Origin of the sequence: Bacillus sp. AFS055030, from assembly GCF_002574545.1 — a bacterium.
Lineage (GTDB): Bacteria > Bacillota > Bacilli > Bacillales > Bacillaceae_G > Gottfriedia.
Genome location: NZ_NUGT01000032.1, coordinates 21,108 through 44,950, shown reverse-complemented (window position 1 = coordinate 44,950; position 23,843 = coordinate 21,108). Strand labels below are relative to the sequence as shown.

Genomic DNA, 23,843 nt, shown 5'->3' with positions numbered 1-23,843 from the left:
TGGACAATGATTTAATCAAATTTATTGTCAATTAGGGTGGTACCACGGGAAACCTTTCTCGTCCCTTTTTTGGGATGAGGAAGGTTTTTTTTCGTCTATACGATTTATTATACATAATAGACAACTCCACTAATAAAAGGATTGTAAGATGGATACAATGCGTTAATGTGGAATTTAAAAAATGGAAAGTAAGCTGGCATTTTAGTTTAAGACTTGCTAAAAAAACGTCTAGCTTTAAATCAAGCTTAAAAAGTTTAAAAATGGAGGAAAGCAAATGGAGTACAAAGATACGTTACTTATGCCAAAAACTGAATTTCCTATGAGAGGGAATTTACCTCAACGTGAGCCACAAATTCAGGAAGAGTGGGACAAAAAAGATATTTATGCAACAGTTCAAAAACATAATGAAGGAAAACCGTCATTTATTTTACATGATGGACCACCTTATGCAAATGGTGACCTTCATATGGGACATGCACTTAATAAAGTATTAAAGGATTTCATTGTACGTTTTTATAATATGAATGGATACCGTTCTCCTTACGTTCCAGGTTGGGATACACACGGTTTACCGATTGAACAAGCATTAGCAAATAAAAAAGTAAATCGAAAAGAAATGTCAGTAGCAGAATTCCGTAAACTATGTGAAGAATATGCTTACGAGCAAGTAGAGCGTCAAAAAGAACAATTTAAACGTCTAGGAATTTTAGGTGATTGGAACCGACCATATATCACACTTGAAAAAGAATATGAAGCAGAACAAATTAAAGTATTCGGTAAAATGGCTACTAAGGGATTAATCTATAAAGGTCTTAAACCAGTATATTGGTCTCCATCAAGTGAATCTGCACTTGCAGAAGCGGAAATCGAATACCAAGATAAGCGTTCAGCATCAATCTATGTTGCATTTGCAGTTGAAAACGGAAAAGACGTTTTAAAGGGTGGAGAGAAATTCATTATTTGGACAACAACTCCATGGACAATCCCAGCTAACTTAGCTGTTTGTTTACATCCTGACTTAAGCTACGATGTTGTATCAGTAAATGGTGACAAGTTTGTAGTTGCTAGTGAGTTAAGAGAATCTGTAGTAAATGAACTAGGGTGGGAAGATACAGTAGTTGAAAAGACTTTCAAAGGTGGAGAACTTGAAGGAATTATTTGTAAGCATCCATTATATGATCGTCAATCAGTTGTTATTTTAGGAGATCATGTAACAACTGACGCTGGTACAGGTTGTGTTCATACTGCACCAGGTCATGGTGAAGATGACTTCCGTGTAGGTCAGCAATATGGATTAGAAGTACTTTGTCCAGTAGACGAAAAAGGTGTTTTAACGAAGGAAGCTCCTGGATTTGAAGGTTTATTCTATGATGAAGCTAATAAAGCAGTTACAAAAGCATTAGAAGAAAAAGGTGCTTTATTAAAATTACAATTTATCACACACTCATATCCACATGACTGGAGAACAAAAAAGCCAATTATCTTCCGTGCAACTGCACAATGGTTTGCATCAATTGAAGCAATTCGTGAGCAATTAATGCAAGCTGTTCAAGATACTAAGTGGTTCCCAAATTGGGGTGAAACTCGTCTATTTAACATGGTTCGTGATCGTGGAGATTGGTGTATCTCACGTCAACGTGTATGGGGAGTACCAATCCCAGTATTTTATGCTGAAGACGGAGAAGCCATTATTACTGAAGAAACAATTGAACATGTTTCGAACTTATTTAAAGAGCATGGTTCAAATATTTGGTTTGAAAAAGAAGCAAAAGAATTATTACCAGAAGGATTTACACATCCTGGTTCACCAAATGGTAAATTCACAAAAGAGAAAGATATTATGGATGTATGGTTTGATAGTGGATCATCACATCAAGCAGTGTTAAACACTCGAGAAGAATTATCTTTCCCTGCTGACATTTACTTAGAAGGTTCTGACCAATACCGTGGTTGGTTTAACTCTTCATTAAGTACAAGCGTTGCTGTAACAGGTCAAGCTCCTTACAAAGCTGTAGTAAGCCATGGCTTTGTTTTAGACGGTGAAGGTCGTAAGATGAGTAAATCAATCGGAAATATCGTCTTACCATCAAAAATTATGAATCAATATGGTTCAGATATATTACGTTTATGGGTAGCTTCTGTAGATTATCAATCAGATGTTCGTATTTCTGACGCATTAATGAAACAAGTTGCTGAAGTATACCGTAAAATCCGTAATACATTCCGTTTCTTATTAGGAAACTTAGATGGATTTAACGCAGAACAAGATGCTTTAAAATATGAAGAGCTACGCGAATTAGATCAATACATGCTAGTTAAGTTAAACAATGTGGTTAAATCAGTTCGTGAATCATACGAGAAATATGAATTTGCAAATGTATACCACACAATTCAAAACTTCTGTACAACAGAATTAAGTTCATTCTATTTTGATTTATCAAAAGATATTTTATATATTGAGCCAAAAACGAATAAAGATCGTTTAGCGATTCAAACTGTATTACATGAATCATTACAAGCATTAACTCGTTTAGTTGCTCCAATTTTACCTCATACTGCTGAAGAAGTTTGGTCACATATGGCAGGAACTACAGTTGATAGTATTTTCTTAACTGAAATGCCAGATGTTAAAGATTTCGGCGATACTCAAAGCCTTGAAGCTAAATGGGAAAAATTCATGGATTTACGTGACGACGTATTAAAAGCACTTGAAGTTGCACGTAATGAAAAAGTAATCGGTAAATCTCTAACTGCATCAGTGAAAATCTATCCAAATGCAGAAGTAGAGGAGCTATTGAATTCAATTAATGAAGACTTCAAACAATTATTAATTGTATCTCAAGTAGAAATTGCAAATAGTAATGAAAAAGCTCCTGAAACAGCTCAAACATTTGATACATTAAGTATTGAAGTAACTCCTGCGACAGGTGAAACTTGTGAACGATGCTGGGTAGTTACTGAAGAAGTTGGAAAAGATGAAACGCACCCGACACTTTGCTTACGTTGTGCAAGTGTAGTTAAAGATATGTAATTAATATGTTGTTTCACTAAACAAGAGCCGAAAGATTAAACTTTCGGCTCTTTTTAATGAAAGAGTAAAGGTAAAAAAACTACAATTTAATGACTGATTTAAATCAATGAAAGAATTAATGGAAAACCCGTTTTAGGAAAATGACCTATGCGGGTTTTCTTTTTTTTAGCAACTTTATGAATGGTAATATCTTTTGCCATTTCCTTTAAAGGAAAAAGTTTCACCTATTATCGACTTCAATTTGAGGGAAAAGTATTTTTACATAAATAAATTGGGAGTGAAGAAGATGAGGAGCAATGAAATTTTCTATATTAAACAAGAGCTTGAACAAATTAAAAATGAATTGCTACATCGTTTATTTTCAGAACCAATAAGTTCTTCTGAAATTGAGCAACATCATTCAATTTTTGAGGTGACAAATAAACATCAAATACTCGTTGAAGATATGCAAAATGATTTATATGATATTGAAATTGCTTTGCAAAAAATTGAACATGGATTATATGGTTATTGTGAAGTAACTGGGCAAGCTATTCCAATTGAAAAATTAAGAGTGCTTCCAACGGGTCGTACGTTAGAGGATTTTAGTTTTGTTAGAAATCATTACTAATACAATTCATTGTATAAACCTTTCCCCTATGCTAAAATTTGATGAGATATCTAATAAGGTAGGGGATAAATGTGGCATATATTATTGCGTTAATTGTCATTTTAATTGATCAGCTGACAAAACTTGCAGTATTAAAAAAGATGTATTTAGGAGAAAATATTGAAATTATTAAAAATATTTTTTACATAACATCACATCGCAATAGAGGAGCTGCTTGGGGAATGCTCCAAGGAAAAATGGGCTTCTTTTATTTAATTACATTTGTCTTTGTGGCAGCAGTAGTTTACTTTATTCAAAAACACGCAAAAGGAGATCGCCTCCTTGGTTTATCTTTAGGATTAGTTTTAGGTGGTGCGATAGGTAATTTCATTGATCGATTCTTCCGTAAAGAAGTAGTTGATTTTATTCATGTTTATATCTTTAATTATGATTTTCCTGTGTTTAATATCGCAGATTCAGCACTTTGTGTGGGTGTTATTTTATTATTTATTATTACTTTATTGGAAGATAAAAGAGGAGTTAAGAAATGACAGTTTTTGCTTTTACAGTTCAAGAGGATCAACATTTAGAAAGAATCGATACGTTTATTGCAACTCAAAATGATGAGTGGTCAAGGTCTCAAGTACAAACATGGTTAAAAGAAGATTTTGTATTAGTGAACGGTGAAAAAATTAAACGTAATTATAAAGTTAAACAAGGAGATGAAATATCAGTTTCAGTACCTGATCCAAAGCCATTAGAAGTAATTGCTGAGAATATTCCACTCGATATTTACTATGAGGATGCTGATGTAGTTGTTGTAAATAAACCTCGTGGAATGGTAGTTCATCCTGCATTAGGTCATGAAACGGGTACTTTAGTAAACGCTCTAATGTATCATTGTAAAGATTTATCTGGCATAAATGGTGTATTAAGACCAGGTATTGTCCATCGAATTGATAAGGATACTTCAGGTTTATTAATGGTTGCAAAAAATGATGTAGCACACGAGAAACTTGCAGAGCAATTACGTTTAAAAACTACAGTACGTAAGTATATTGCTATTGTACACGGAGTTATTCCGCATGAAGAAGGTACAATCGATGCTCCGATTGGGCGAGATAAAAGTGATCGCCAAAGCATGACGGTTACGGAAGAGAATAGTAAAGAAGCAGTGACACATTTTAGAGTATTAGAGCGATTTGATGAGTTTACATTAGTTGAATGTCAGCTTGAAACAGGTCGTACACACCAAATTCGTGTTCATATGAAATACATAGGATTCCCATTAGCTGGTGATCCTAAATATGGACCACGAAAAACATTAGATATTGATGGTCAAGCACTACATGCAGCTGTTTTAGGATTTAATCATCCAAGAACAAATGAGTATTTAGAGTTTTCAGCACCTATACCAAAAGTCCTAGAAAATATTCTTGAACAATTACAAAGATAACTGTTGACAATGCTTGAAATATAGGTCATAATGAGGACAGTTAAATGAACCTTTAACACAACCCCGTGAGGTTGAGAAGGAAGCGGAAACATGAAAAGGGATAATTGTATCCTTTTACGCTACCCTCTTGTCTATCGGGCAAGAGGGTTTTTTGCTTCTACATTATAAAAGTAGGAGGTAAAGGTAAATGACTGAAAAAGCAATCATCTTAGACGAACTAGCAATTAGACGTGGGTTAACAAGGATTGCTCATGAAATGCTAGAAAATAACAAAGGTATTGAAAATGTAGTTTTGGTTGGGATCAAAACAAGAGGTGTTTATCTAGCAAAACGTATTGCAGAAAGAATTAAACAGATTGAAGGTAAAGATGTAATCATGGGTGATTTAGATATTACACTTTATCGAGATGATTTATCGACAAAGACAGAAAACAAAGAACCATTAGTGAAAGGTTCAAATGTTCCTGTTGACCTAACAAACAAAAAAGTAATTTTAGTAGATGATGTGCTATATACAGGTAGAACAGTTCGTGCCGCAATGGACGCTGTTATGGACCTAGGTAGACCGTCACAAATACAATTAGCGGTTTTAGTAGATCGAGGACATCGTGAACTTCCAGTTAGAGCAGACTACGTTGGAAAAAATATTCCAACTTCGAGTAATGAAAGAGTAGTCGTTGCATTAAAGGAAACAGATGACCACGATAAAGTAAGTATATTTGAAAAATAGAAGTCCCTTTTAAATTTGGTCCAGAGAGGCTAACAAAGGGTCTAGTTAGTTGCTGCCTTATTAAGCGACGCACTTGGACTCTTTGTGTATATTCACAAAGAGTTTTTTTATTGGGGAAATTGGAGGGAGCAACAGCATGAGACAAAAACCTGTTTTAGAGATAAATGAAAAACCGAATATAAGTCAATGGATTTTCCTAAGTTTACAACACTTATTCGCAATGTTTGGCGCGACAGTATTGGCTCCAATCTTAATCGGAATAAATCCTTCAATCGCACTAATTTCAAGTGGAATTGGAACGATCGTGTTCATACTAATTACAAGAGGTAAAGTACCATCTTATCTTGGATCATCATTCGCCTTTATCGCTCCGATGATCTATGCGAAAACAAATTTAGAACCTGGTGCAGCGTTCGTAGGAGTTTTCATCACAGGTATTATTTATGCAGTAATCGCACTAATCATTAACAAAGTAGGCGTGAAATGGTTATTCAAAGTATTACCACCAATCGTAGTTGGACCGGTAATTATCGTAATCGGTTTGAGCTTATCAACAGTAGCGGTTGGAATGGCAATGAATGGAGCAGACGGTAAATACAGTTCTACATCAATCGCAATCGCATTAATAACACTAGCAATCACAATCATCACAGCATTATTTACAAGAGGTTTCTTATCAGTCATACCAATCTTAGTAGGAATTATCGGTGGATATATTACATCAATCTTCTTTGGAGTAGTAAATTTTACCGAAATTAAAAAAGCAGATTGGATCGCTGTTCCTGATTTCTCAGTACCATTTGTTGACTACACACCACATGTCACTTTCCAGTTGCTGCTTATATTTGTACCTGTAGCAATCGTGACAATTTCAGAACATATTGGACACCAAGTTGTACTAGGAAATGTCGTAGAAAAGGATTTAATTAAAGATCCTGGGTTAGATAAGTCATTATTCGGTGATGCAGTTTCAACAATGATAGCAGGTTTAATCGGTGGACCTACTACTACAACATACGGAGAAAACATCGGAGTACTAGCAATCACAAGAGCATATAGCGTGTACGTATTCATAGGTGCTGCAATCTTAGCCATGTCATTTGGATTCATCGGAAAAATCTCAGCGGTGATTAGCTCAATCCCGACACCTGTAATGGGTGGTATCTCAATCTTACTATTCGGAATCATCGCTTCAAGCGGATTACGAGTACTAGTAGAAAACAAGATTGATTTTGCTAAACAACGAAACTTAGTTATCGCTTCAGTCATTCTAGTCCTAGGAATTGGTGGAGCAGCAATACACATAGGTAAACAATTTGCATTAGAAGGAATGGCTTTATCGGCTTTAATCGGAGTTGTACTAAATTTAGTCCTTCCAGAAAACATTGGTGGCGATCGTACGACTGAAAATAAGGACGAAAGCTCAGCTTCATAATTGACATATAAATGGGGCATTCTTACATTGATAAGAATGTCCAGAAATAAAACAGATGAAATTCATTTAGGGGGATGACGGATGAATCATTTATTAACCATGTCTGAATTAACAATTGAAGAAATTCAAGATTTGCTTAACGAAGCACAAAACTTTGCAAATGGAGAAAAAAGTAGCCCGAAACGTCAGACATTTGTTGCAAATTTATTTTTTGAAAATAGTACGAGAACTCGCTTTAGCTTTGAAGTAGCTCAAAAGAAACTTGGACTTGACGTAATAAATTTAGCAGTTGAAAGCTCAAGTATTCAAAAAGGTGAAACTTTATATGATACAGTTAAAACCCTTCAAGCAATTGGAGTTGAAGCAGTCGTAATCCGTCATACACAAGACGAATATTTTCAAGAAATAAAAGATGCAGGAATGCCAATCCTGAATGCCGGCGATGGATGTGGAAATCACCCAACACAATGCTTACTTGACTTACTTACGATCAGGCAAGAATTTGGAAGCTTCGAAGGGTTAAAAGTAGCAATTGTTGGAGATTTAAGACACTCAAGAGTTGCACGCTCTAATGCTGAAGCACTAACTAGATTAGGCGCAGAAGTATTCTTCGCAAGTCCTAATGAATGGAAAGACGATAAAAATACTTATGGAACATATAAAAATTTAGATGAATTAGTCGAAGAAGTTGATGTCATGATGCTATTGAGAGTACAGCATGAACGACACGACGAAGAGACAAATCATATAATGGAAAATTATTTACAAAAGCATGGCCTAACAGTTGAAAGGGCAAAAAAAATGAAATCTACAAGCATTATCATGCATCCAGCTCCATTTAATCGAGATGTTGAAATTGCAAGTGAATTAGTTGAATGCAAGCAATCAAGAATCTTCAAGCAAATGGAAAACGGAGTATTTGTAAGAATGGCTGTATTAAAAAGAGCCTTACCAACAGTATGGGGAGAGATGAAAAATGAAGTACTTGTTTAAAAACGGTGTCATCTTACAAGAAAATGGTGAACTTCTAAGTCGAGACGTATTAGTAGTTAATGGAAAAATCTCAGTAATTGCTGAAACGATCGTTGATGAAGATGCAAAACAAATTGAATTAGACGGCAAATTGCTATCACCAGGGTTAATAGATGTTCATGTGCATCTTCGTGAGCCAGGCGGTGAACATAAAGAGACAATCGAAACAGGTACAAAGGCAGCAGCAAGAGGAGGATTTACTACAATTGCTGCAATGCCAAACACTCGACCGGTACCAGATACAATCGAGCACTTAAGCGCATTGAATAAAAAAATAGAAGAAACAGCAGTCGTAAACGTATTACCATATGCATCAATAACAATACGACAAGCTGGAGAAGAGCAAACAGACTTTGAAGGCTTAAAAGAAAATGGAGCTTTTGCATTCACAGATGATGGTGTAGGAGTTCAATCAGCTGAAATGATGTATAAAGCAATGCAAAAAGCAGCTGAACTAAATGTATCAATCGTTGCACACTGTGAAGAAAACACACTGATTCAAAAAGGTTGTGTCCACGAAGGTAAGTTTTCAAAAGAAAATGGTTTAAATGGAATTCCTTCAATTTGTGAGAGTGTTCAAATAGCTCGAGATGTGCTTTTAGCTGAAGCTACAGGTTGTCACTATCATGTTTGCCATATCAGTACGAAAGAATCAGTAAGAGTGGTACGCGATGCTAAACGTGCTGGAATTAATGTAACAGCAGAGGTTTCTCCACACCATTTAATTCTTTGTGAAGATGATATCCCAGGCTTAGACACAAACTTTAAGATGAATCCTCCATTAAGAAGTGCAGTCGATCGAGAAGCATTAATTGAAGGATTACTTGATGGAACAATCGACATGATTGCAACAGATCATGCACCTCATACAGAAGAGGAAAAGTCTCAAGGAATGCAATTAGCACCATTTGGAATTGTAGGGCTAGAAACAGCATTTCCATTATTAAACACTCATTTTGTCGAAACAGGTAAAATGACTTTACAACAAGTAATAAACTTTTTAACAACTAAACCTGCTGAAGTTTTTAACTTAAACAGAGGGAAAATTGAAGTTGGAGCGGTAGCAGACCTAACTGTAATCGACTTAGATTTAGAAGAAGCAATCGATTCAAATACATTCCTTTCAAAAGGTAGAAACACACCATTTAATGGTTGGAACTGTAAAGGTTGGCCAGTAATGACAATGGTAAATGGCGAATTAGTATATGAAAGAGAGGAACTAACAGTATGATGCGTCAATTAATATTAGAAGACGGAACAGTTTTTGTAGGAGAAGGATTTGGTAGCGAAGTTGAAACAACAGGAGAAATCGTATTTACAACAGGTATGACAGGATATCAAGAGGTATTAACTGACCCATCATACTGTGGACAAATCGTAACATTCACTTTCCCTTTAGTAGGGAACTATGGTATCAACTTAGAGGATTTCGAAAGCATCGTGCCAGCAGTACATGGCTTAATTGTAAAAGAATATGCTGAGCATCCATCAAATTTCCGAAACAAAATGAGCTTAGATCAATATTGCAAAGATAAAGGCATTCCAGGTTTAGCAGGAATTGATACACGTATGTTAACGAAAAAGCTTCGTGAAGTTGGAACAATGAAAGGTAAATTCTGCAGCATGGAAGCAAATGTAGATGAAGTAGTTGCAGAATTAACAAATACACCACTATTTACAAACCATGTTGAACGAGTTTCAACAAAAAAACCTTATAGAAGTCCAGGTAGAGGACACCGAGTAGTGTTAGTAGATTTTGGTATGAAGCACGGTATTTTAAGAGAATTAACAAACCGTAAATGTGACGTTACAGTCGTTCCATATAATATTTCAGCAAAAGAAATTTTCTTACTTGCTCCAGATGGAATTATGTTAAGTAACGGACCTGGAGATCCAAAAGATGTCCAAGTAGCAATCGAAATGATTAAAGAAGTAGTAGGCAAAGTACCATTATTCGGAATTTGTTTAGGCCACCAATTATTTGCTCTAGCAAATGGCGGGAATACTTCAAAGCTTAAATTCGGTCACCGTGGTGCAAACCATCCAGTTAAACATTTAGAAACAGGAAAAGTAGCAATCACTTCACAAAACCATGGTTATGCTGTAGAAATGGAATCAATTGAAGGAACTGATTTAGAAGTAACACATGTTGCACTAAATGATGGAACAGTAGAAGGTCTTAAACATAAGATTTACCCAGCATTCACAGTACAATACCACCCAGAAGCATCACCTGGACCAGAAGATGCAAACTATTTATTTGATGATTTTATTAGCATGATGGAAGCACAGAAAAGAGAGGGGAACTTACAATGCCAAAACGCGTAGACATTGAAACAATCTTAGTAATCGGATCAGGACCAATCGTAATCGGTCAAGCAGCAGAATTTGACTATGCTGGAACACAGGCTTGTCAGGCATTGAAAGAAGAAGGATACAAAGTAATTCTTGTAAACTCAAACCCTGCAACAATTATGACAGATGTACAAACAGCTGATAAAGTATACATCGAACCACTTACAGTAGACTTCGTTAGCCGAATCATTCGTAAAGAACGCCCAGATGCACTTTTACCAACATTAGGTGGTCAAACAGGACTTAACTTAGCGGTAGCACTAGATGAATCTGGTGTGTTAAAAGAGTGCGGAGTAAAAATTTTAGGTACGACACTAGAAGCAATTAATCGTGCAGAAGACCGCGACTTATTCAGAACATTAATGAACGATTTAAACGAGCCAGTACCAGAAAGTGAAATCATCCATACTTTAGAAGAAGCGTACGACTTTGTAGAAAAAATCGGTTATCCAATCATCGTAAGACCAGCCTTTACACTAGGCGGTACTGGTGGAGGAATTTGCTACAATGAAGAAGATTTAAATGAAATCGTAGCAAGCGGTTTAAAAAATAGTCCAGTAACACAATGTTTATTAGAGAAAAGTATTGCTGGATTTAAAGAAATCGAATATGAAGTAATGCGTGATGCAAATGACCATGCGATTGTAGTATGTAACATGGAAAACATCGATCCAGTTGGGGTTCACACAGGAGATTCAATTGTAATCGCTCCTTCACAAACGCTAAGTGACCGTGAATATCAAATGCTACGAAATGTATCATTAAAAATCATTCGTGCTCTAGGAATTGAAGGTGGATGTAACGTACAGCTTGCTCTAGATCCAGATAGCTTCCAATACTATGTAATCGAAGTTAATCCACGTGTATCACGTTCAAGTGCCCTTGCTTCAAAAGCTACAGGCTATCCAATTGCAAAACTAGCAGCAAAAATCGCAGTAGGCTTAACATTAGATGAAATGATTAACCCAGTTACAAAGAAAACTTATGCTTGCTTCGAGCCAGCATTAGACTATATCGTATCAAAAATTCCTCGCTGGCCATTTGATAAGTTTGAAACGGCAAACCGTCAGTTAGGAACTCAAATGAAAGCAACTGGAGAAGTAATGGCAATCGGTAGAACACTTGAAGAGTCATTATTAAAAGCAGTTCGCTCTCTAGAATTAGGTATCAGTCACATCGAGCTTAATGCAGTAAAAGAACTAACGAAAGACGAAATGATTACTCGCATGGCAAAAGCTGACGATGAAAGACTTTACATCGTTGCTGAAGCAATGAGAACAGGTATGACGTTAGAAGAAATTCATGACATTACAAAAATTGACTTTTTCTTCCTACACAAAATTGAAAACATCATAAAAATGGAAAAACAAATTAAAGATAACCATTTTGAACTAGATGTACTTTTAAAAGCTAAGAAGATGGGCTTCAGTGATGATTACATCGCATCACAATGGAATGCTACAAATAAAGAAATATACGAATTTAGAAAACAAAATCAAATCATTCCAGTATATAAAATGGTTGATACATGTTCAGCAGAGTTTGAATCAACAACACCATACTTCTACGGAACATACGAAATCGAAAATGAATCAATTGTAACAGATAAGAAGAGCGTAATAGTTCTTGGCTCTGGTCCAATTCGAATCGGTCAAGGGATCGAGTTTGATTACGCAACAGTACACTGTGTAAGAGCTATTAAAGAAGCTGGATACGAAGCAATCATTATAAACAACAACCCAGAAACAGTTTCAACTGATTTCAGTATCTCAGACAAACTGTACTTTGAACCATTAACAATAGAAGACGTAATGCACATCATCGATTTAGAAAAACCGATGGGAGTAGTTGTTCAATTCGGTGGTCAAACAGCCATTAACCTTGCAAGCAAATTAGTAGAACGTGGTGTGAAAATTCTTGGAACATCACTTGAGGATTTAGATCGTGCTGAAGACCGCGACAAGTTTGAAGAAGCACTTCAACAATTAGGAGTACCACAACCTCTAGGTAAAACAGCAATGACACCGGAAGAAGCAGCTAATATTGCTGATGAAATTGGTTATCCAGTATTAGTAAGACCATCATATGTACTAGGTGGACGTGCGATGGAGATTGTCTACCGTCGTGAAGAAATTCTTCACTACATGGAAAATGCAGTGAAAATCAATCCAGAACACCCAGTATTAGTCGACCGTTACTTAACTGGTAAAGAAATTGAGGTTGATGCAATCTCTGATGGAATCGATGTGTACATCCCAGGTATTATGGAGCATATCGAACGAGCTGGAGTTCACTCAGGAGATTCAATCGCAGTATATCCTACACAAAATGTATCAGAAGCTGCGAAGCAAAAATTAATCGACTATACAATCAAATTAGCAAAAGGCTTAAATATCAAAGGATTACTGAACATCCAGTTTGTTGTAACAGATAAAGATGAAGTCTTCGTGCTTGAAGTAAACCCAAGATCAAGCCGTACAGTACCATTCTTAAGTAAAATTACGAATGTACCAATGGCGAATATCGCAACAAAAGTGATTCTTGGTCAAACATTAGCTTCATTCGGATATGCAACTGGCTACCATCCAGAAGGTAATGAAGTATATGTAAAAGCACCAGTGTTCTCATTTGCTAAACTACGCTCAGTGGATATAACATTAGGCCCTGAAATGAAATCAACTGGAGAAGTAATGGGTAAAGATGTAAGTCTTCAAAAAGCATTATACAAAGCACTAATCGCTGCTGGAATGCAAATCCCAACACACGGTTCAGTAATCATTACAGTAGCTGATAAAGATAAAGAAGAAGTAGTAGATATCGCAAAACGCTTCCATGAAATCGGATTTACTGTATTTGGTACAGAAGGAACTAAAAATCATTTAGAAAACCACGGCGTACCTGTAAAAGGGGTAAACAAAATTAACGAGCATGAAAACAATATGCTAGATATGATCAAGCGTGGAGATGCACAGTTTGTTATCAATACGTTAACAAAAGGTAAAAAACCAGCTCGTGATGGATTCAGAATTCGTCGTGAATCAGTTGAAAACGGAGTAGTTTGCTTAACTTCACTAGATACAGCAACTGCAATCTTATCAGTAATTGAAAGTTTAACATTCTCAACTACTGCACTACCAAACAAAGAAATGAAGGCTGGCGTATTAGTATGATAAAAAAAGAACTCATGACAATTGTCTCAAACAGAGAAATTGCCCATCAAATTGTCGAAATGACATTAAAAGGTGAACTAGTTCAGGAGATGCACTCTCCTGGGCAGTTTGTCCATATAAAAGTGACTGGTGGACTAACACCACTATTAAGAAGACCAATCAGTATATGTTCGATCGACAAAGAGAAAAGTGAGTTCACGATGATATTCCGTGCAGAGGGTGAAGGAACTAAGCTTTTAAAAGAAGCAAGCGTTGGACAACAAGTTGATGTATTAGGTCCTCTAGGTCAAGGTTATGATATTGAAACTCTTTCAGAAGGTAATACAGCACTACTAGTTGGTGGTGGAATAGGAGTACCTCCAATGTATGAACTTTCGAAGCAATTTAAAGCTCGTGGTGTAAATGTCATCCATGTGTTAGGATTTGCATCAAGTAACGTAGCTTTTTATGAAAAAGAATTTTCAGAATTAGGACCAACTTTTATGGCAACAGTAGATGGAACGCTAGGCACGAAAGGTTTCGTAACAGATGTAATTCGTGAAAAAGAACTTCAATTTGATCAATACTTTGCATGTGGTCCAACTGTGATGTTAAAGGCTTTACAACAGCAATATAAAGGGATGAAGGATGGCTATATATCACTTGAAGAACGAATGGGCTGTGGAATCGGAGCGTGTTTTGCATGTGTATGCCATACTGAAGACGGGTCATATCGAAAAATTTGTAGCGATGGACCAGTATTCCAAGCTGAGGAGGTAGTACTATGATTTCATTACAAACAAAACTCCCTGGCTTAGATTTAAAAAATCCTATTATGCCAGCTTCTGGTTGCTTTGGATTTGGTAGAGAGTTTGCAAATCTTTACGATCTAAGTATTCTTGGAGCGATTATGATAAAAGCAACAACAGTTGAAACGAGGTACGGAAATGAAACACCTCGCGTTGCTGAAACTCAGGCGGGCATGTTAAATGCGATTGGACTACAAAATCCTGGTTTAGAAAAAGTAATTGATGGTGAATTAAAATGGTTATCAAATTATGATGTACCAATCGTTGCAAATATTGCTGGTTCAACTATTGAAGACTATGTAACAGTCGCAAAAGAAATTTCAAAAGTAAGTAATGTAAAAGCATTAGAATTAAACATTTCTTGTCCAAATGTAAAATGTGGTGGGATTGCATTTGGAACGGATGCTGCAACAGCAGCGGAAGTAACGAAGAAAGTTAAAGAAGTAAGCGAAGTTCCGCTATACGTAAAATTATCACCGAATGTAACGAATATTGTTGAAATCGCAAAAGCAATTGAAAATGCTGGAGCAGATGGTTTAACAATGATCAATACATTACTAGGGATGAGACTAGATTTAAGAACAGGTAAACCAATTTTAGCTAATAAAACTGGTGGGTTATCAGGTCCTGCTATTAAACCAGTCGCGATTCGAATGATCCATGATGTAAGCCAAGTAGTAAACATCCCAATTATCGGAATGGGTGGGGTTATGAATGCTGAAGATGCACTAGAATTTTTCCTAGCAGGAGCAAGTGCAATCGGTGTAGGTACGGCAAACTTCGTTGATCCATTTGTTTGTCCAACAATCATAAATGAACTACCAGAAGTGCTACACAAGTATGGATATCAATCAATTGAAGAATGTATCGGAAGGAGCTGGAAACAACATGTCATCACAAGTGGTCATCGCGCTTGATTTTTCATCAAAAGATGAAGTAATGAATTTTGTAAAAAAATTTCAGAAGTCTCTATATGTAAAGGTAGGGATGGAGCTATTTTACAAAGAGGGTCCAGCGATTATAAAGGAATTAAAAGAATTAGGACATCAAATCTTCTTAGACTTGAAACTTCATGATATTCCAAATACAGTAAAACATGCAATGAAAAATATCGCATCTCTAGAAGTAGACATGGTTAATGTACATGCAGCTGGTGGTACGAAAATGATGAAGGCAGCATTAGAAGGGCTAGAAGAAGGCACTCCAGCTGGTAAAAAAAGACCATTACTTATAGCTGTAACACAACTGACTAGCACATCAGAAGAACAAGTAATTCATGAACAAGGAATTTCTTCTTTACAAGATTCGATTAAACTATATGCTGCGATAACAGAAGAAAGCGGACTTGACGGTGTAGTTTGCTCTCCACTTGATGTAGAGTTAGTTCAAGCAGCTGTTGAAGGTGAGAACTTCCTTACAGTAACCCCAGGAATTCGCTTAGCAGACAATAGTGTTGATGATCAAGTACGAGTAACAACTCCAGCGAAAGCTAGACAATTAGGAAGTAGCTATATTGTAGTAGGGCGCAGTATTACAAAAAGCGAAAATCCAGTAGAAGCATATGAAGAAGTAATAGCACAATGGGAGGGCGTAACAATATGAAAAAAAATATCGCAGCAAATTTATTAAGCATTGGGGCAGTAAGCCTTCAACCTGAAACTCCATTTACTTGGGCATCAGGAATCAAATCTCCAATTTATTGTGATAATCGCCTAACTCTTGGCTATCCAGAAATTCGTAAAAATATTGCTAAAGGCTTAGTGGAATTAATTCAAACTAAATTTGGTAATGTAGATGTAATCGCAGGAACTGCAACTGCTGGAATTCCACACGCAGCTTGGACGAGTGATTTAATGGAATTACCAATGGTTTATGTACGTAGCTCTGCAAAAGGCCACGGCAAAGGAAACCAAATCGAAGGACCAATTAAAACCGGACAAAAAGTAGTTGTAGTAGAAGATTTAATCTCTACTGGCGGCAGCGTAATCACATGTGTTGAAGCATTACGCGAAGCAGGCTGCGAAGTACTAGGAGTAGTCTCAATCTTCACATACAATCTACCAGCAGCAGTAGAGAAGTTTAGTGCAAATGACGTAACATACTATTCTCTAACAGACTATGACACACTAGTTGAAGTAGCAAAAGAACAAGGTTCAATCGAAGCAGAACACGTAGCAAAACTAACTGCATGGAGAAAAAATCCACAAGATGCTAGTTGGATGACTGTTGAAGTTTAATACTTAGAGTAGGAAAGATGACTTTTTTGAGTCATCTTTTTTTGTGGAGAAAAAAATGATTGACGCAATAAAAATACGAAAAATGGCAATTAAATATAAGGAGAATCACAATTAAACACAGTAAAATCGAAAATATATATCATCTAAAAAGATTTTAGGAAGCATAAGAAATGAATAGCCCCTTCACCTTAAAGTTTCTAAAAACAAATTACTAGATAATGAATTAATAAGTTTGTGAACTATTCATACAATTGATTGAAGGACATTAAAAAATTGGAGGGGTATGAATGTCAATCGGAAAACATTTTCTTTCGAATAGTTTAAAGGAATTCAAAGGGATAAAAAAGCTTGGTGATTGTTCGATGGATCAACTAAATAATGACGAGTTACACATCAAACCTTCTAGTGAATCCAATAGTATATCCATCATTGTAAAGCATTTAAGCGGCAATATGATGTCTAGATGGACGGATTTTCTCACGACAGATGGCGAAAAACCATGGCGAAATCGTGATGTTGAGTTTGAAGGAAAATACGAATCAAAGGATGAATTATTAGCAGATTGGAATAAAGGATGGAATGTCGTATTTAACACGCTAGAAAGTCTACAAGAAGAAGATGCGTTAAAAACGATTAAAATACGTGGAGAAGATCATACCGTTTTACAAGCAATACAAAGACAAATCAGTCATTACGGAAATCACATTGGTCAAATTGTTTATATTGCTAAGCTAATAAAAAATAAGGAATTTAAGAGTTTGAGTATCCCAAAAGGAAAATCTCAAGAATTCTTAGAATACAAACTGAATGAATCAAAAAAATCTACGACTTAGGACGTAGATTTTTTTATCAAGGAAGTAGACTTTGATAGCTGTGAAGCAAACTTGACTCAAATAGCCGATTTTAAGGATTTTCGAAAAAAAAGAAGTGTCACAAAAGAGTCTTAAATTAAGTGAATTTTAGTAAACTTTTCCTTGTATAATATTCTTGTATAGAATTGTGATAAATGATTCGACAGAGAAATTAGTATACTTCACATATCACTCTCTATTACAAATATAAAATAATTTGTAAAAGGAGACGGTAAAATGAAAAAATTAATTGGAGTAAGTGTCTTATCTGCAAGTTTAGTCCTTTCTATCACACCTATTAGTTATGCTAACACAAACGATTTACCTTATGTAAAAGAAATTTTAGCCTTACAACCAGATGTTACAGAAAAAGAATTGTTAAAAGACGTAGAATCCATTTCTGAAAACACTGGTGATACGCAAGAAATTATATTGGAACAACTTTTTAGTGAGCTTAAACAAAACGAAACTCAGGGGTTATCAGAAAATTGAAAAGCTAGAGGGGGCAGTGGTGGTACTGTTTCTGTTGGAAAAGGAGTAAAAGGCCAGATTTACTATACTGCATCACAAACTGCTTATTTAAATCATGGACATGTAGGGATGTATTATAATACTGAAACTGTAGTTGAATCTGTACCAAAAGTGGGAGTTCGTAAACTAAATTACAAAAACAGACTAGTAGACAAAGGAAATGCACAAGTAAAATCCGTTAATACTACAACTGCAAAACGAAATGCAGCTGCCGACTGGGCATACAGTCGAGTTGGTAAAGATGATTACACTTACAATTTTGCAACGAACCGTAAAACAGATCATTATGGTGCTAAAAATTGTGCAAAGTTAGTATGGTCTGCATATAAGTTAAAAGCAGATTTAGATTTAGATAAAGACAAAGGAAATGGTGTATATCCAAGAGATATTCGTGATTCGAAAGATACAACGCTAGTCCGTAAAATATAAAATTTTAAGTTGAACAGTTTGATTTATTGCCTTTTAGTAAAGTTTAGGAGAAAAAAATGAAAAGAAAGTATAAATATATCATACTATTTCTAGCTTCCTTACTTGTTATTTACAGTTGTTATTTTATTGTTAATAAGATTAGAGTTTCTCCATTTATCCTAAAAGAGGAGACCATTCGAAAGAATAACTTTTTAGATGATAAACAAGCCGTCTTATATTATTCTTCTACAGCGGACCAAGATATGGATGATAGAGGGATTAGTATTGTGATCTTTGTTGATAATGACGGTGTAGCTAGAGGTTATAAAATGAAAGGATTAGAACTTGGTAGTGTTGGGGTAGGTGAAACTGGCCTTTTATTAGAAGATAAAGAAACGCTACGATTAATTGGGAATAAATATAAAGAAGTTAAAATGAAGTATCAACATACGGGAGAACAAACGGGATATTTAAAAAATCTAAATCTCTATTTTACTATTTTTAATTCAGGTTTTGTAAAAAATGGTTATGCTTCAAATGTATTATATGGAAATGAGAAAGGATTTAAAAAAGGAAATATACCCCATTATATTTCTACATCAGGTGTAGATAAAAATGAAATACTAATTTTAACAGAAGATATTGAGAAAAATACTCGTCATTTACGGAAAGTTAGTTTCGACGACAACAAACTAAAAATAAAAGATTTAACCGAGCTAAAAAAACGATCTGGTTATGACAGCTACGGTCCTAGTTCACAGATTATTAGTGATGAAAATTATTACTACATGGTACTTGGGGAAAGTAAACAAGAGAATTTGAAAGATGAGAATGAAGTACTATTGCGAATTAATAAGAAAACATTAAAGCAAGATTTAATCACTCTTGTTTCCTATAAAAATAAAACCAGCAATCAATTGACCGCAACAATTCCTTACAGTCCAGATGATTCGATTTATCTTTATGGAAAAGAGCTTTTCTTTGCAAATGGATTAGGTGAAGTTTACACAATGGACACTACTAGTAATCTAGTGAAAAAGAAATTTACAATTGAAAATCCACGAAAAGGGCCATATCGCTATGGAGAGCAAACATATTTCAAAAATGATTCAATGTTTGTTGTAAGGTATGATTCAAAAAAGAAAGTTAAATATTATATTGAGCAATATTCTCTGGAAACTGGCAAAAAAACAAATGTAGTTCAAATGAAAGGAGTAGAGGAAATATTGTCATCAGTAAAAGGGAAATCCGTTCATGCATACGATTTTAAAATATTACATTGATATTGATCAAACTGCTGATGAATTTCTCTGCAAAATCACCCAATATAATAAAATATTATCTACCCTCAATATTAGCGCCAATTTTGTATTTTATTTGGGGCAGGGACGATACTTATAGCTTGTAAATATAGATAGCTACTTCTTAAAATCTACGACTAATGTTGTAGATTTTTTTATGCTTATTCAGTCAAATCGTGTAAAAAAATTCAATCAATATAATGAAGAAATCGATTAATTGAAAGATTAGAATATATCTTGAGATTGGTTAAAGGGATAATGAGGAACTTTCGGGATTTTTTATTCAACATAAATAGAAAAAATATCTCGGAAAATCCATTTATACAATTACTTTAATCCTGGTAAAAATTTTAATAGTGAAAATAGTTCGAAAATATTGTAAAATGTTACAGGTTAGGGGGATGGCAATAGATGAAAATTTTAATCGAAACAGTTAAGCATTTTAAACCGTATTGGAAAGTATTTTTGATTGCTTTTGCATGTTCATTAATTGCTGGCGCATTTGCGATTATTCCGCCGATTTTGACTGGTAAATTGGTCGATGAGATTGTTGGTGGTCCTGATTCGAAAATGATTTTTTATTTAATTTTAGGGATTATGCTTTCATTCTTATTTAAGGTTGGTTTTGAATCATTACAAGAATTTATTCAAGTGAAAATTGGTTTAGATGTCATTACAGATATGCAATTACGTGCTTTTACAAAGCTTCAAAAAGCACCGATGACGTTTTTTTCGACAACACCACGAGGGGATATGTTATATCGGCTAACACATGATGTAGAGTCTGTTCAAAACTTGAATAATACAGTTATACCCCGTTTTATTCAACAAGTAATTGCGGCAATTGCAGCATTTATAGCGGTGTTTCCTTTATATTGGCCAGCTGCTGTAGTCATGCTTATTGTATTTGCGATTTATTTAGTTCCTTCTTTTTTAATTGGTAAAAAAGTAAGAATAATGGGCGCTATAGCTCGTGATATGAGTGCTGATTTATATAATCACACTCAAGAAAGTATCGAATCTGTTCGTTTAGTGCGAACGTTTCAAACACAGGATAAAGAAAATAAAAAATTAGAAGATAAGCTGTCTGTATGGAAAAGATTTGCCATTCGTTTGGCTTTAATTGGGAAGGTTAATTGGCGTTTAGGAAATGTGTTTAATAATGGTGCACCAGGGGTCATTATGTTAATTGGTGGATATTCGATCTGGCAACATGAAATTTCAGTTGGTACGTTAATTGCTGTTCTAGGTTTTATTCCGACAATGTTTATGCCTGTTCGCTCGTTAGCTGAAAACGCATTAACAATTCAACAAGCAATTCCTGCACTTGAAAGAATATATGAGTACTTTGACCTACCAGCAGAACAACCTGATGATTTACCAAAATTTGGAGTAGTGAAAGGTGATCTAGAAGTTAAAAATATTCGATTTACTTATCCAAATTCAACGGAAGAAGTCTTAAAAGATGTTTCATTTTCAATTAAAGCAGGTCAGCATATTGGGATTGTTGGTTCAAGCGGTGGGGGAAAAAGTACTTTAATTCAGTTATTACTCGGCCTATACCAGCCTTCATCAGGATCGATTTTTGTTGATGGTAAAGATTTATCAGCTCATGATTATCAATCATTACGCCAAAATATTGGTGTTGTTTCACAAGAAACATTTCTATTAAATAGTACATTAAAGCAAAATTTACTATATGCTAAACCGAATGCAACTGATGAAGAACTTGGGCTTGCAGTTGAAGCTGCGGACTTATCTGATTTAGTTGATTCACTTCAAGATGGTTTTGAAACGATTGTTGGTGAAAGAGGATTGAAATTATCTGGTGGTCAAAGACAACGAGTAGCACTTGCAAGAGCAATATTACGTCATCCTCCAGTATTAATTTTCGATGAGGCTACATCATCATTAGATGGAGAAACAGAGGAAAAAGTACAATCTTCACTTGAAAAGTTAATACCAGGTCGTACAACCATTACGATCGCCCATCGACTTGTAACTGTTAAAGATGCTGATTGTATTTTGTTATTAGATAAAGGTCGTATTGCTGAACAAGGCACTCATGAAGAATTATTATCATTGAAAGGTCAGTACTATCAACTATATATGGCTCAATACAGTGAACTAGAAAAGGAGAGTGCTGTATGATGCAGAAAAATACTAAAAAAATAGGCGATGGAAAAAGAGTCATAAATTTTCTCAAGCCTCATAAAAAATGGGTATTTGCAGATTCATTTGTAATTGCTTTAAGTCAAGTTTGTGCAGCATTAATACCAACACTCGGAACGGGTTGGTTAATTGATCATATACTCCCAAATCATGACAATGCATTATTATGGGGATTAATGTGGTTGCTTGTTATTGCTGCAATTCTTGATTTAATTTTAATGGTCATTGATGAGTATTTTTGTCATCATATTGCTAAATCCGTTACAAACTGGCAAAAATTACGTTTATTTAAGCACTTGCAAATTTTACCTTATTCATACTTTCATCAATCAAAATCTGGTGAATTATTAGCACGAGTATCTGATGATCCAGATACACTGCATAATTTTTTAGCATGGGAAGGCTCTACTTTTATGGCTTCTGTACAAGGCGTATTTATCTATAGTATTGTCTTACTTTGGATTAATCCGTATTTAATGATTACTAGTGTTGTTTTAGGTGTTTTATTTTACTTAACTTCTAATAAAGTAGGAGCTCGTACTAGAATTGCTTCAGCTAAAGCTAGAAATGAAGCGTCACGGTATTTAGAAAGATTACGTGAATCAGTAACAGGGATTCAACTTTCAAGAATACTAGGGGCAACGGATTATGAAATTCAAAGTGTTGCCGATATCCGTAAATCATTTATGAAGGAATCAATCATCGAATTAAAAGCAAGAATGCAATCAATTGTCGTAATTGGTAGCTATAATGGATTTGCTTTAGCAGCTGTCTATTTTATAAGTGTTTTACTAATTTCAAATGATCAAATTACAACGGGACAAATGTATACGGCTGGGGGACTGGTAACGATTGCGGCTAATGAAATTCAAAGAATGCTTAGAAACTGGCTATCAGTACGTAGAACTGGTCCAGCATTAGATCGCTCTGAAAAATTGTTAGCTGAAAAAGTTTCAGAGTTTGAAGTACAAGAAGGTGAAAAATTAACCTCGGTTAACGGGTTAATTGAATTTAAAGATGTTAAATTTGCGTATCCAACGAAGGAAGAATTTGTGTTAAATGGATTGTCATTTCATGTGAAACCAGGGGAAGCGGTTGCTGTAGTAGGACCAAGTGGTGCTGGAAAGTCAACAATTGTAGATTTATTATTAGGTTTCTATCCGTTAAATGATGGAATAATAGAAATAGATGGATTACCAATTGAAAAAGCAAATGCAAAATGGATTAGAGATTCCATCTCATTTGTTTCACAAGATGTCCAGTTAAGAAATGGTAGTTTAGCAGATAATATTCGTATAGGAAATGAATTGGTGACAGACGATGAAATGATTAATGCGCTAAAAGATAGTGGATTATCAGACTTTCTAGATTCATTACCAGAAGGGCTAGATTCATCAATTGGTGAGCGTGGGGCACTATTATCTGGTGGTCAAAAACAAAGATTATCTTTAGCAAGAGCTTTAGTGAAAAACTCTCCTATTCTAATTTTGGATGAAGCAAGTTCCGCTTTAGATCCGATTACAGAGTTGCAAATAAATGAAGCAATTCAACAGCGAAAATCAAAACAATCTGTCATCGTAATTTCACATCGATTATCTACCGTATTAACTGCTGATCGAATCGTTGTACTAGAAAATGGTAAAGTAGTAGAAGAAGGTACGCATCATTCTTTATTAGAAAAAGATGGCGTTTATTCAAGATTATTTAAAAGAGAAGCCGAAACTGGTGAAAATGTAATTAGTGTATCGTAAACAAAT

The 23,843-nt window shown here is 35.1% G+C and carries 20 protein-coding genes and 1 other annotated feature (1 of these 21 only partly in view); all 20 genes read left to right on the top strand.

Annotated elements, in window-relative coordinates:
- Positions 1-69, top strand: a binding site (T-box leader); it begins 155 nt to the left of the window's first position.
- Between the two features lie 205 nt (positions 70-274).
- The 20 genes from ileS to CN925_RS13460 all read left to right on the top strand — a co-directional run bounded on the left by ileS (position 275) and on the right by CN925_RS13460 (position 23,837).
- Positions 275-3,031: an isoleucine--tRNA ligase gene (ileS, locus tag CN925_RS13550; RefSeq protein ID WP_098846754.1), complete on the top strand. Its 2,757-nt coding sequence runs from the start codon at positions 275-277 to the stop codon at positions 3,029-3,031.
- A gap of 286 nt (positions 3,032-3,317) precedes the next feature.
- On the top strand, positions 3,318-3,641 hold the full coding sequence (locus CN925_RS13545) for a TraR/DksA family transcriptional regulator (protein ID WP_098846753.1): 324 nt from the start codon (positions 3,318-3,320) through the stop codon (positions 3,639-3,641).
- A 71-nt stretch (positions 3,642-3,712) separates the two neighbouring features.
- Positions 3,713-4,171: a signal peptidase II gene (lspA, locus tag CN925_RS13540; protein WP_098846752.1), complete on the top strand. Its 459-nt coding sequence runs from the start codon at positions 3,713-3,715 to the stop codon at positions 4,169-4,171.
- Positions 4,168-5,076 (top strand): RluA family pseudouridine synthase, encoded by a 909-nt coding sequence (locus tag CN925_RS13535; RefSeq protein WP_098846751.1) that lies wholly within the window; start codon positions 4,168-4,170, stop codon positions 5,074-5,076. The genes lspA and CN925_RS13535 overlap by 4 nt, the downstream gene beginning before the upstream one ends.
- Before the next feature lie 187 nt (positions 5,077-5,263).
- Positions 5,264-5,806 (top strand): bifunctional pyr operon transcriptional regulator/uracil phosphoribosyltransferase PyrR, encoded by a 543-nt coding sequence (pyrR, locus tag CN925_RS13530; protein WP_098846750.1) that lies wholly within the window; start codon positions 5,264-5,266, stop codon positions 5,804-5,806.
- Positions 5,807-5,942: 136 nt separating this feature from the next.
- Entirely contained in the window at positions 5,943-7,241 is a 1,299-nt protein-coding gene (locus tag CN925_RS13525; protein ID WP_098846749.1) for a solute carrier family 23 protein, read from the top strand.
- 81 nt (positions 7,242-7,322) lie between these two features.
- On the top strand, positions 7,323-8,234 hold the full coding sequence (locus CN925_RS13520) for an aspartate carbamoyltransferase catalytic subunit (protein ID WP_098846748.1): 912 nt from the start codon (positions 7,323-7,325) through the stop codon (positions 8,232-8,234).
- Positions 8,218-9,504, top strand: a complete 1,287-nt coding sequence (locus CN925_RS13515) for a dihydroorotase (protein WP_098846747.1) — start codon at positions 8,218-8,220, stop codon at positions 9,502-9,504. The genes CN925_RS13520 and CN925_RS13515 overlap by 17 nt, the downstream gene beginning before the upstream one ends.
- A complete protein-coding gene (locus tag CN925_RS13510; RefSeq protein ID WP_098846746.1) occupies positions 9,501-10,601 on the top strand; it encodes a carbamoyl phosphate synthase small subunit in 1,101 nt (366 codons plus the stop codon). Before CN925_RS13515 ends, CN925_RS13510 begins: the two co-directional genes overlap by 4 nt.
- A complete protein-coding gene (carB, locus tag CN925_RS13505; protein WP_098846745.1) occupies positions 10,586-13,798 on the top strand; it encodes a carbamoyl-phosphate synthase large subunit in 3,213 nt (1,070 codons plus the stop codon). The genes CN925_RS13510 and carB overlap by 16 nt, the downstream gene beginning before the upstream one ends.
- Complete coding sequence (locus CN925_RS13500; RefSeq protein WP_098846744.1) at positions 13,795-14,565, top strand: dihydroorotate dehydrogenase electron transfer subunit; 771 nt, start codon at positions 13,795-13,797, stop codon at positions 14,563-14,565. The genes carB and CN925_RS13500 overlap by 4 nt, the downstream gene beginning before the upstream one ends.
- Positions 14,562-15,503, top strand: coding sequence for a dihydroorotate dehydrogenase (locus CN925_RS13495; RefSeq protein WP_098846743.1), 942 nt, complete (start codon positions 14,562-14,564; stop codon positions 15,501-15,503). The genes CN925_RS13500 and CN925_RS13495 overlap by 4 nt, the downstream gene beginning before the upstream one ends.
- Entirely contained in the window at positions 15,475-16,188 is a 714-nt protein-coding gene (pyrF, locus tag CN925_RS13490; RefSeq protein WP_098846742.1) for an orotidine-5'-phosphate decarboxylase, read from the top strand. Before CN925_RS13495 ends, pyrF begins: the two co-directional genes overlap by 29 nt.
- Positions 16,185-16,823, top strand: a complete 639-nt coding sequence (gene pyrE, locus CN925_RS13485; RefSeq protein WP_098846741.1) for an orotate phosphoribosyltransferase — start codon at positions 16,185-16,187, stop codon at positions 16,821-16,823. The genes pyrF and pyrE overlap by 4 nt, the downstream gene beginning before the upstream one ends.
- Before the next feature lie 287 nt (positions 16,824-17,110).
- Positions 17,111-17,656 carry a DUF1572 family protein gene (locus tag CN925_RS13480; protein ID WP_098846740.1) on the top strand — a complete coding sequence of 182 codons (546 nt, stop codon included), beginning with the start codon at positions 17,111-17,113 and terminating at the stop codon, positions 17,654-17,656.
- A gap of 255 nt (positions 17,657-17,911) precedes the next feature.
- Complete coding sequence (locus CN925_RS21780; protein ID WP_483295196.1) at positions 17,912-18,166, top strand: hypothetical protein; 255 nt, start codon at positions 17,912-17,914, stop codon at positions 18,164-18,166.
- A 57-nt stretch (positions 18,167-18,223) separates the two neighbouring features.
- Positions 18,224-18,634, top strand: a complete 411-nt coding sequence (locus CN925_RS21775) for a YiiX/YebB-like N1pC/P60 family cysteine hydrolase (protein WP_483295197.1) — start codon at positions 18,224-18,226, stop codon at positions 18,632-18,634.
- Positions 18,635-18,690: 56 nt separating this feature from the next.
- Positions 18,691-19,896, top strand: coding sequence for a hypothetical protein (locus tag CN925_RS13470; protein ID WP_098846739.1), 1,206 nt, complete (start codon positions 18,691-18,693; stop codon positions 19,894-19,896).
- A 429-nt stretch (positions 19,897-20,325) separates the two neighbouring features.
- Complete coding sequence (locus CN925_RS13465; protein ID WP_098846738.1) at positions 20,326-22,065, top strand: ABC transporter ATP-binding protein; 1,740 nt, start codon at positions 20,326-20,328, stop codon at positions 22,063-22,065.
- Complete coding sequence (locus CN925_RS13460; RefSeq protein WP_098846737.1) at positions 22,062-23,837, top strand: ABC transporter ATP-binding protein; 1,776 nt, start codon at positions 22,062-22,064, stop codon at positions 23,835-23,837. Before CN925_RS13465 ends, CN925_RS13460 begins: the two co-directional genes overlap by 4 nt.
- Positions 23,838-23,843: the final 6 nt, after the last annotated feature.

Excerpts from the sequence above, each read along its gene's own strand:
- ileS (WP_098846754.1), top strand. The coding sequence starts at position 275 with ATGGAGTACAAAGATACGTTACTTATGCCAAAAACTGAATTTCCTATG.
- CN925_RS13545 (WP_098846753.1), top strand. The coding sequence starts at position 3,318 with ATGAGGAGCAATGAAATTTTCTATATTAAACAAGAGCTTGAACAAATT.
- CN925_RS13535 (WP_098846751.1), top strand. The coding sequence starts at position 4,168 with ATGACAGTTTTTGCTTTTACAGTTCAAGAGGATCAACATTTAGAAAGA.
- pyrR (WP_098846750.1), top strand. The coding sequence starts at position 5,264 with ATGACTGAAAAAGCAATCATCTTAGACGAACTAGCAATTAGACGTGGG.
- CN925_RS13525 (WP_098846749.1), top strand. The coding sequence starts at position 5,943 with ATGAGACAAAAACCTGTTTTAGAGATAAATGAAAAACCGAATATAAGT.
- CN925_RS13520 (WP_098846748.1), top strand. The coding sequence starts at position 7,323 with ATGAATCATTTATTAACCATGTCTGAATTAACAATTGAAGAAATTCAA.
- CN925_RS13515 (WP_098846747.1), top strand. The coding sequence starts at position 8,218 with ATGAAGTACTTGTTTAAAAACGGTGTCATCTTACAAGAAAATGGTGAA.
- CN925_RS13510 (WP_098846746.1), top strand. The coding sequence starts at position 9,501 with ATGATGCGTCAATTAATATTAGAAGACGGAACAGTTTTTGTAGGAGAA.
- carB (WP_098846745.1), top strand. The coding sequence starts at position 10,586 with ATGCCAAAACGCGTAGACATTGAAACAATCTTAGTAATCGGATCAGGA.
- CN925_RS13500 (WP_098846744.1), top strand. The coding sequence starts at position 13,795 with ATGATAAAAAAAGAACTCATGACAATTGTCTCAAACAGAGAAATTGCC.
- CN925_RS13495 (WP_098846743.1), top strand. The coding sequence starts at position 14,562 with ATGATTTCATTACAAACAAAACTCCCTGGCTTAGATTTAAAAAATCCT.
- pyrF (WP_098846742.1), top strand. The coding sequence starts at position 15,475 with ATGTCATCACAAGTGGTCATCGCGCTTGATTTTTCATCAAAAGATGAA.
- pyrE (WP_098846741.1), top strand. The coding sequence starts at position 16,185 with ATGAAAAAAAATATCGCAGCAAATTTATTAAGCATTGGGGCAGTAAGC.
- CN925_RS13480 (WP_098846740.1), top strand. The coding sequence starts at position 17,111 with ATGTCAATCGGAAAACATTTTCTTTCGAATAGTTTAAAGGAATTCAAA.
- CN925_RS21780 (WP_483295196.1), top strand. The coding sequence starts at position 17,912 with ATGAAAAAATTAATTGGAGTAAGTGTCTTATCTGCAAGTTTAGTCCTT.
- CN925_RS13470 (WP_098846739.1), top strand. The coding sequence starts at position 18,691 with ATGAAAAGAAAGTATAAATATATCATACTATTTCTAGCTTCCTTACTT.
- CN925_RS13465 (WP_098846738.1), top strand. The coding sequence starts at position 20,326 with ATGAAAATTTTAATCGAAACAGTTAAGCATTTTAAACCGTATTGGAAA.
- CN925_RS13460 (WP_098846737.1), top strand. The coding sequence starts at position 22,062 with ATGATGCAGAAAAATACTAAAAAAATAGGCGATGGAAAAAGAGTCATA.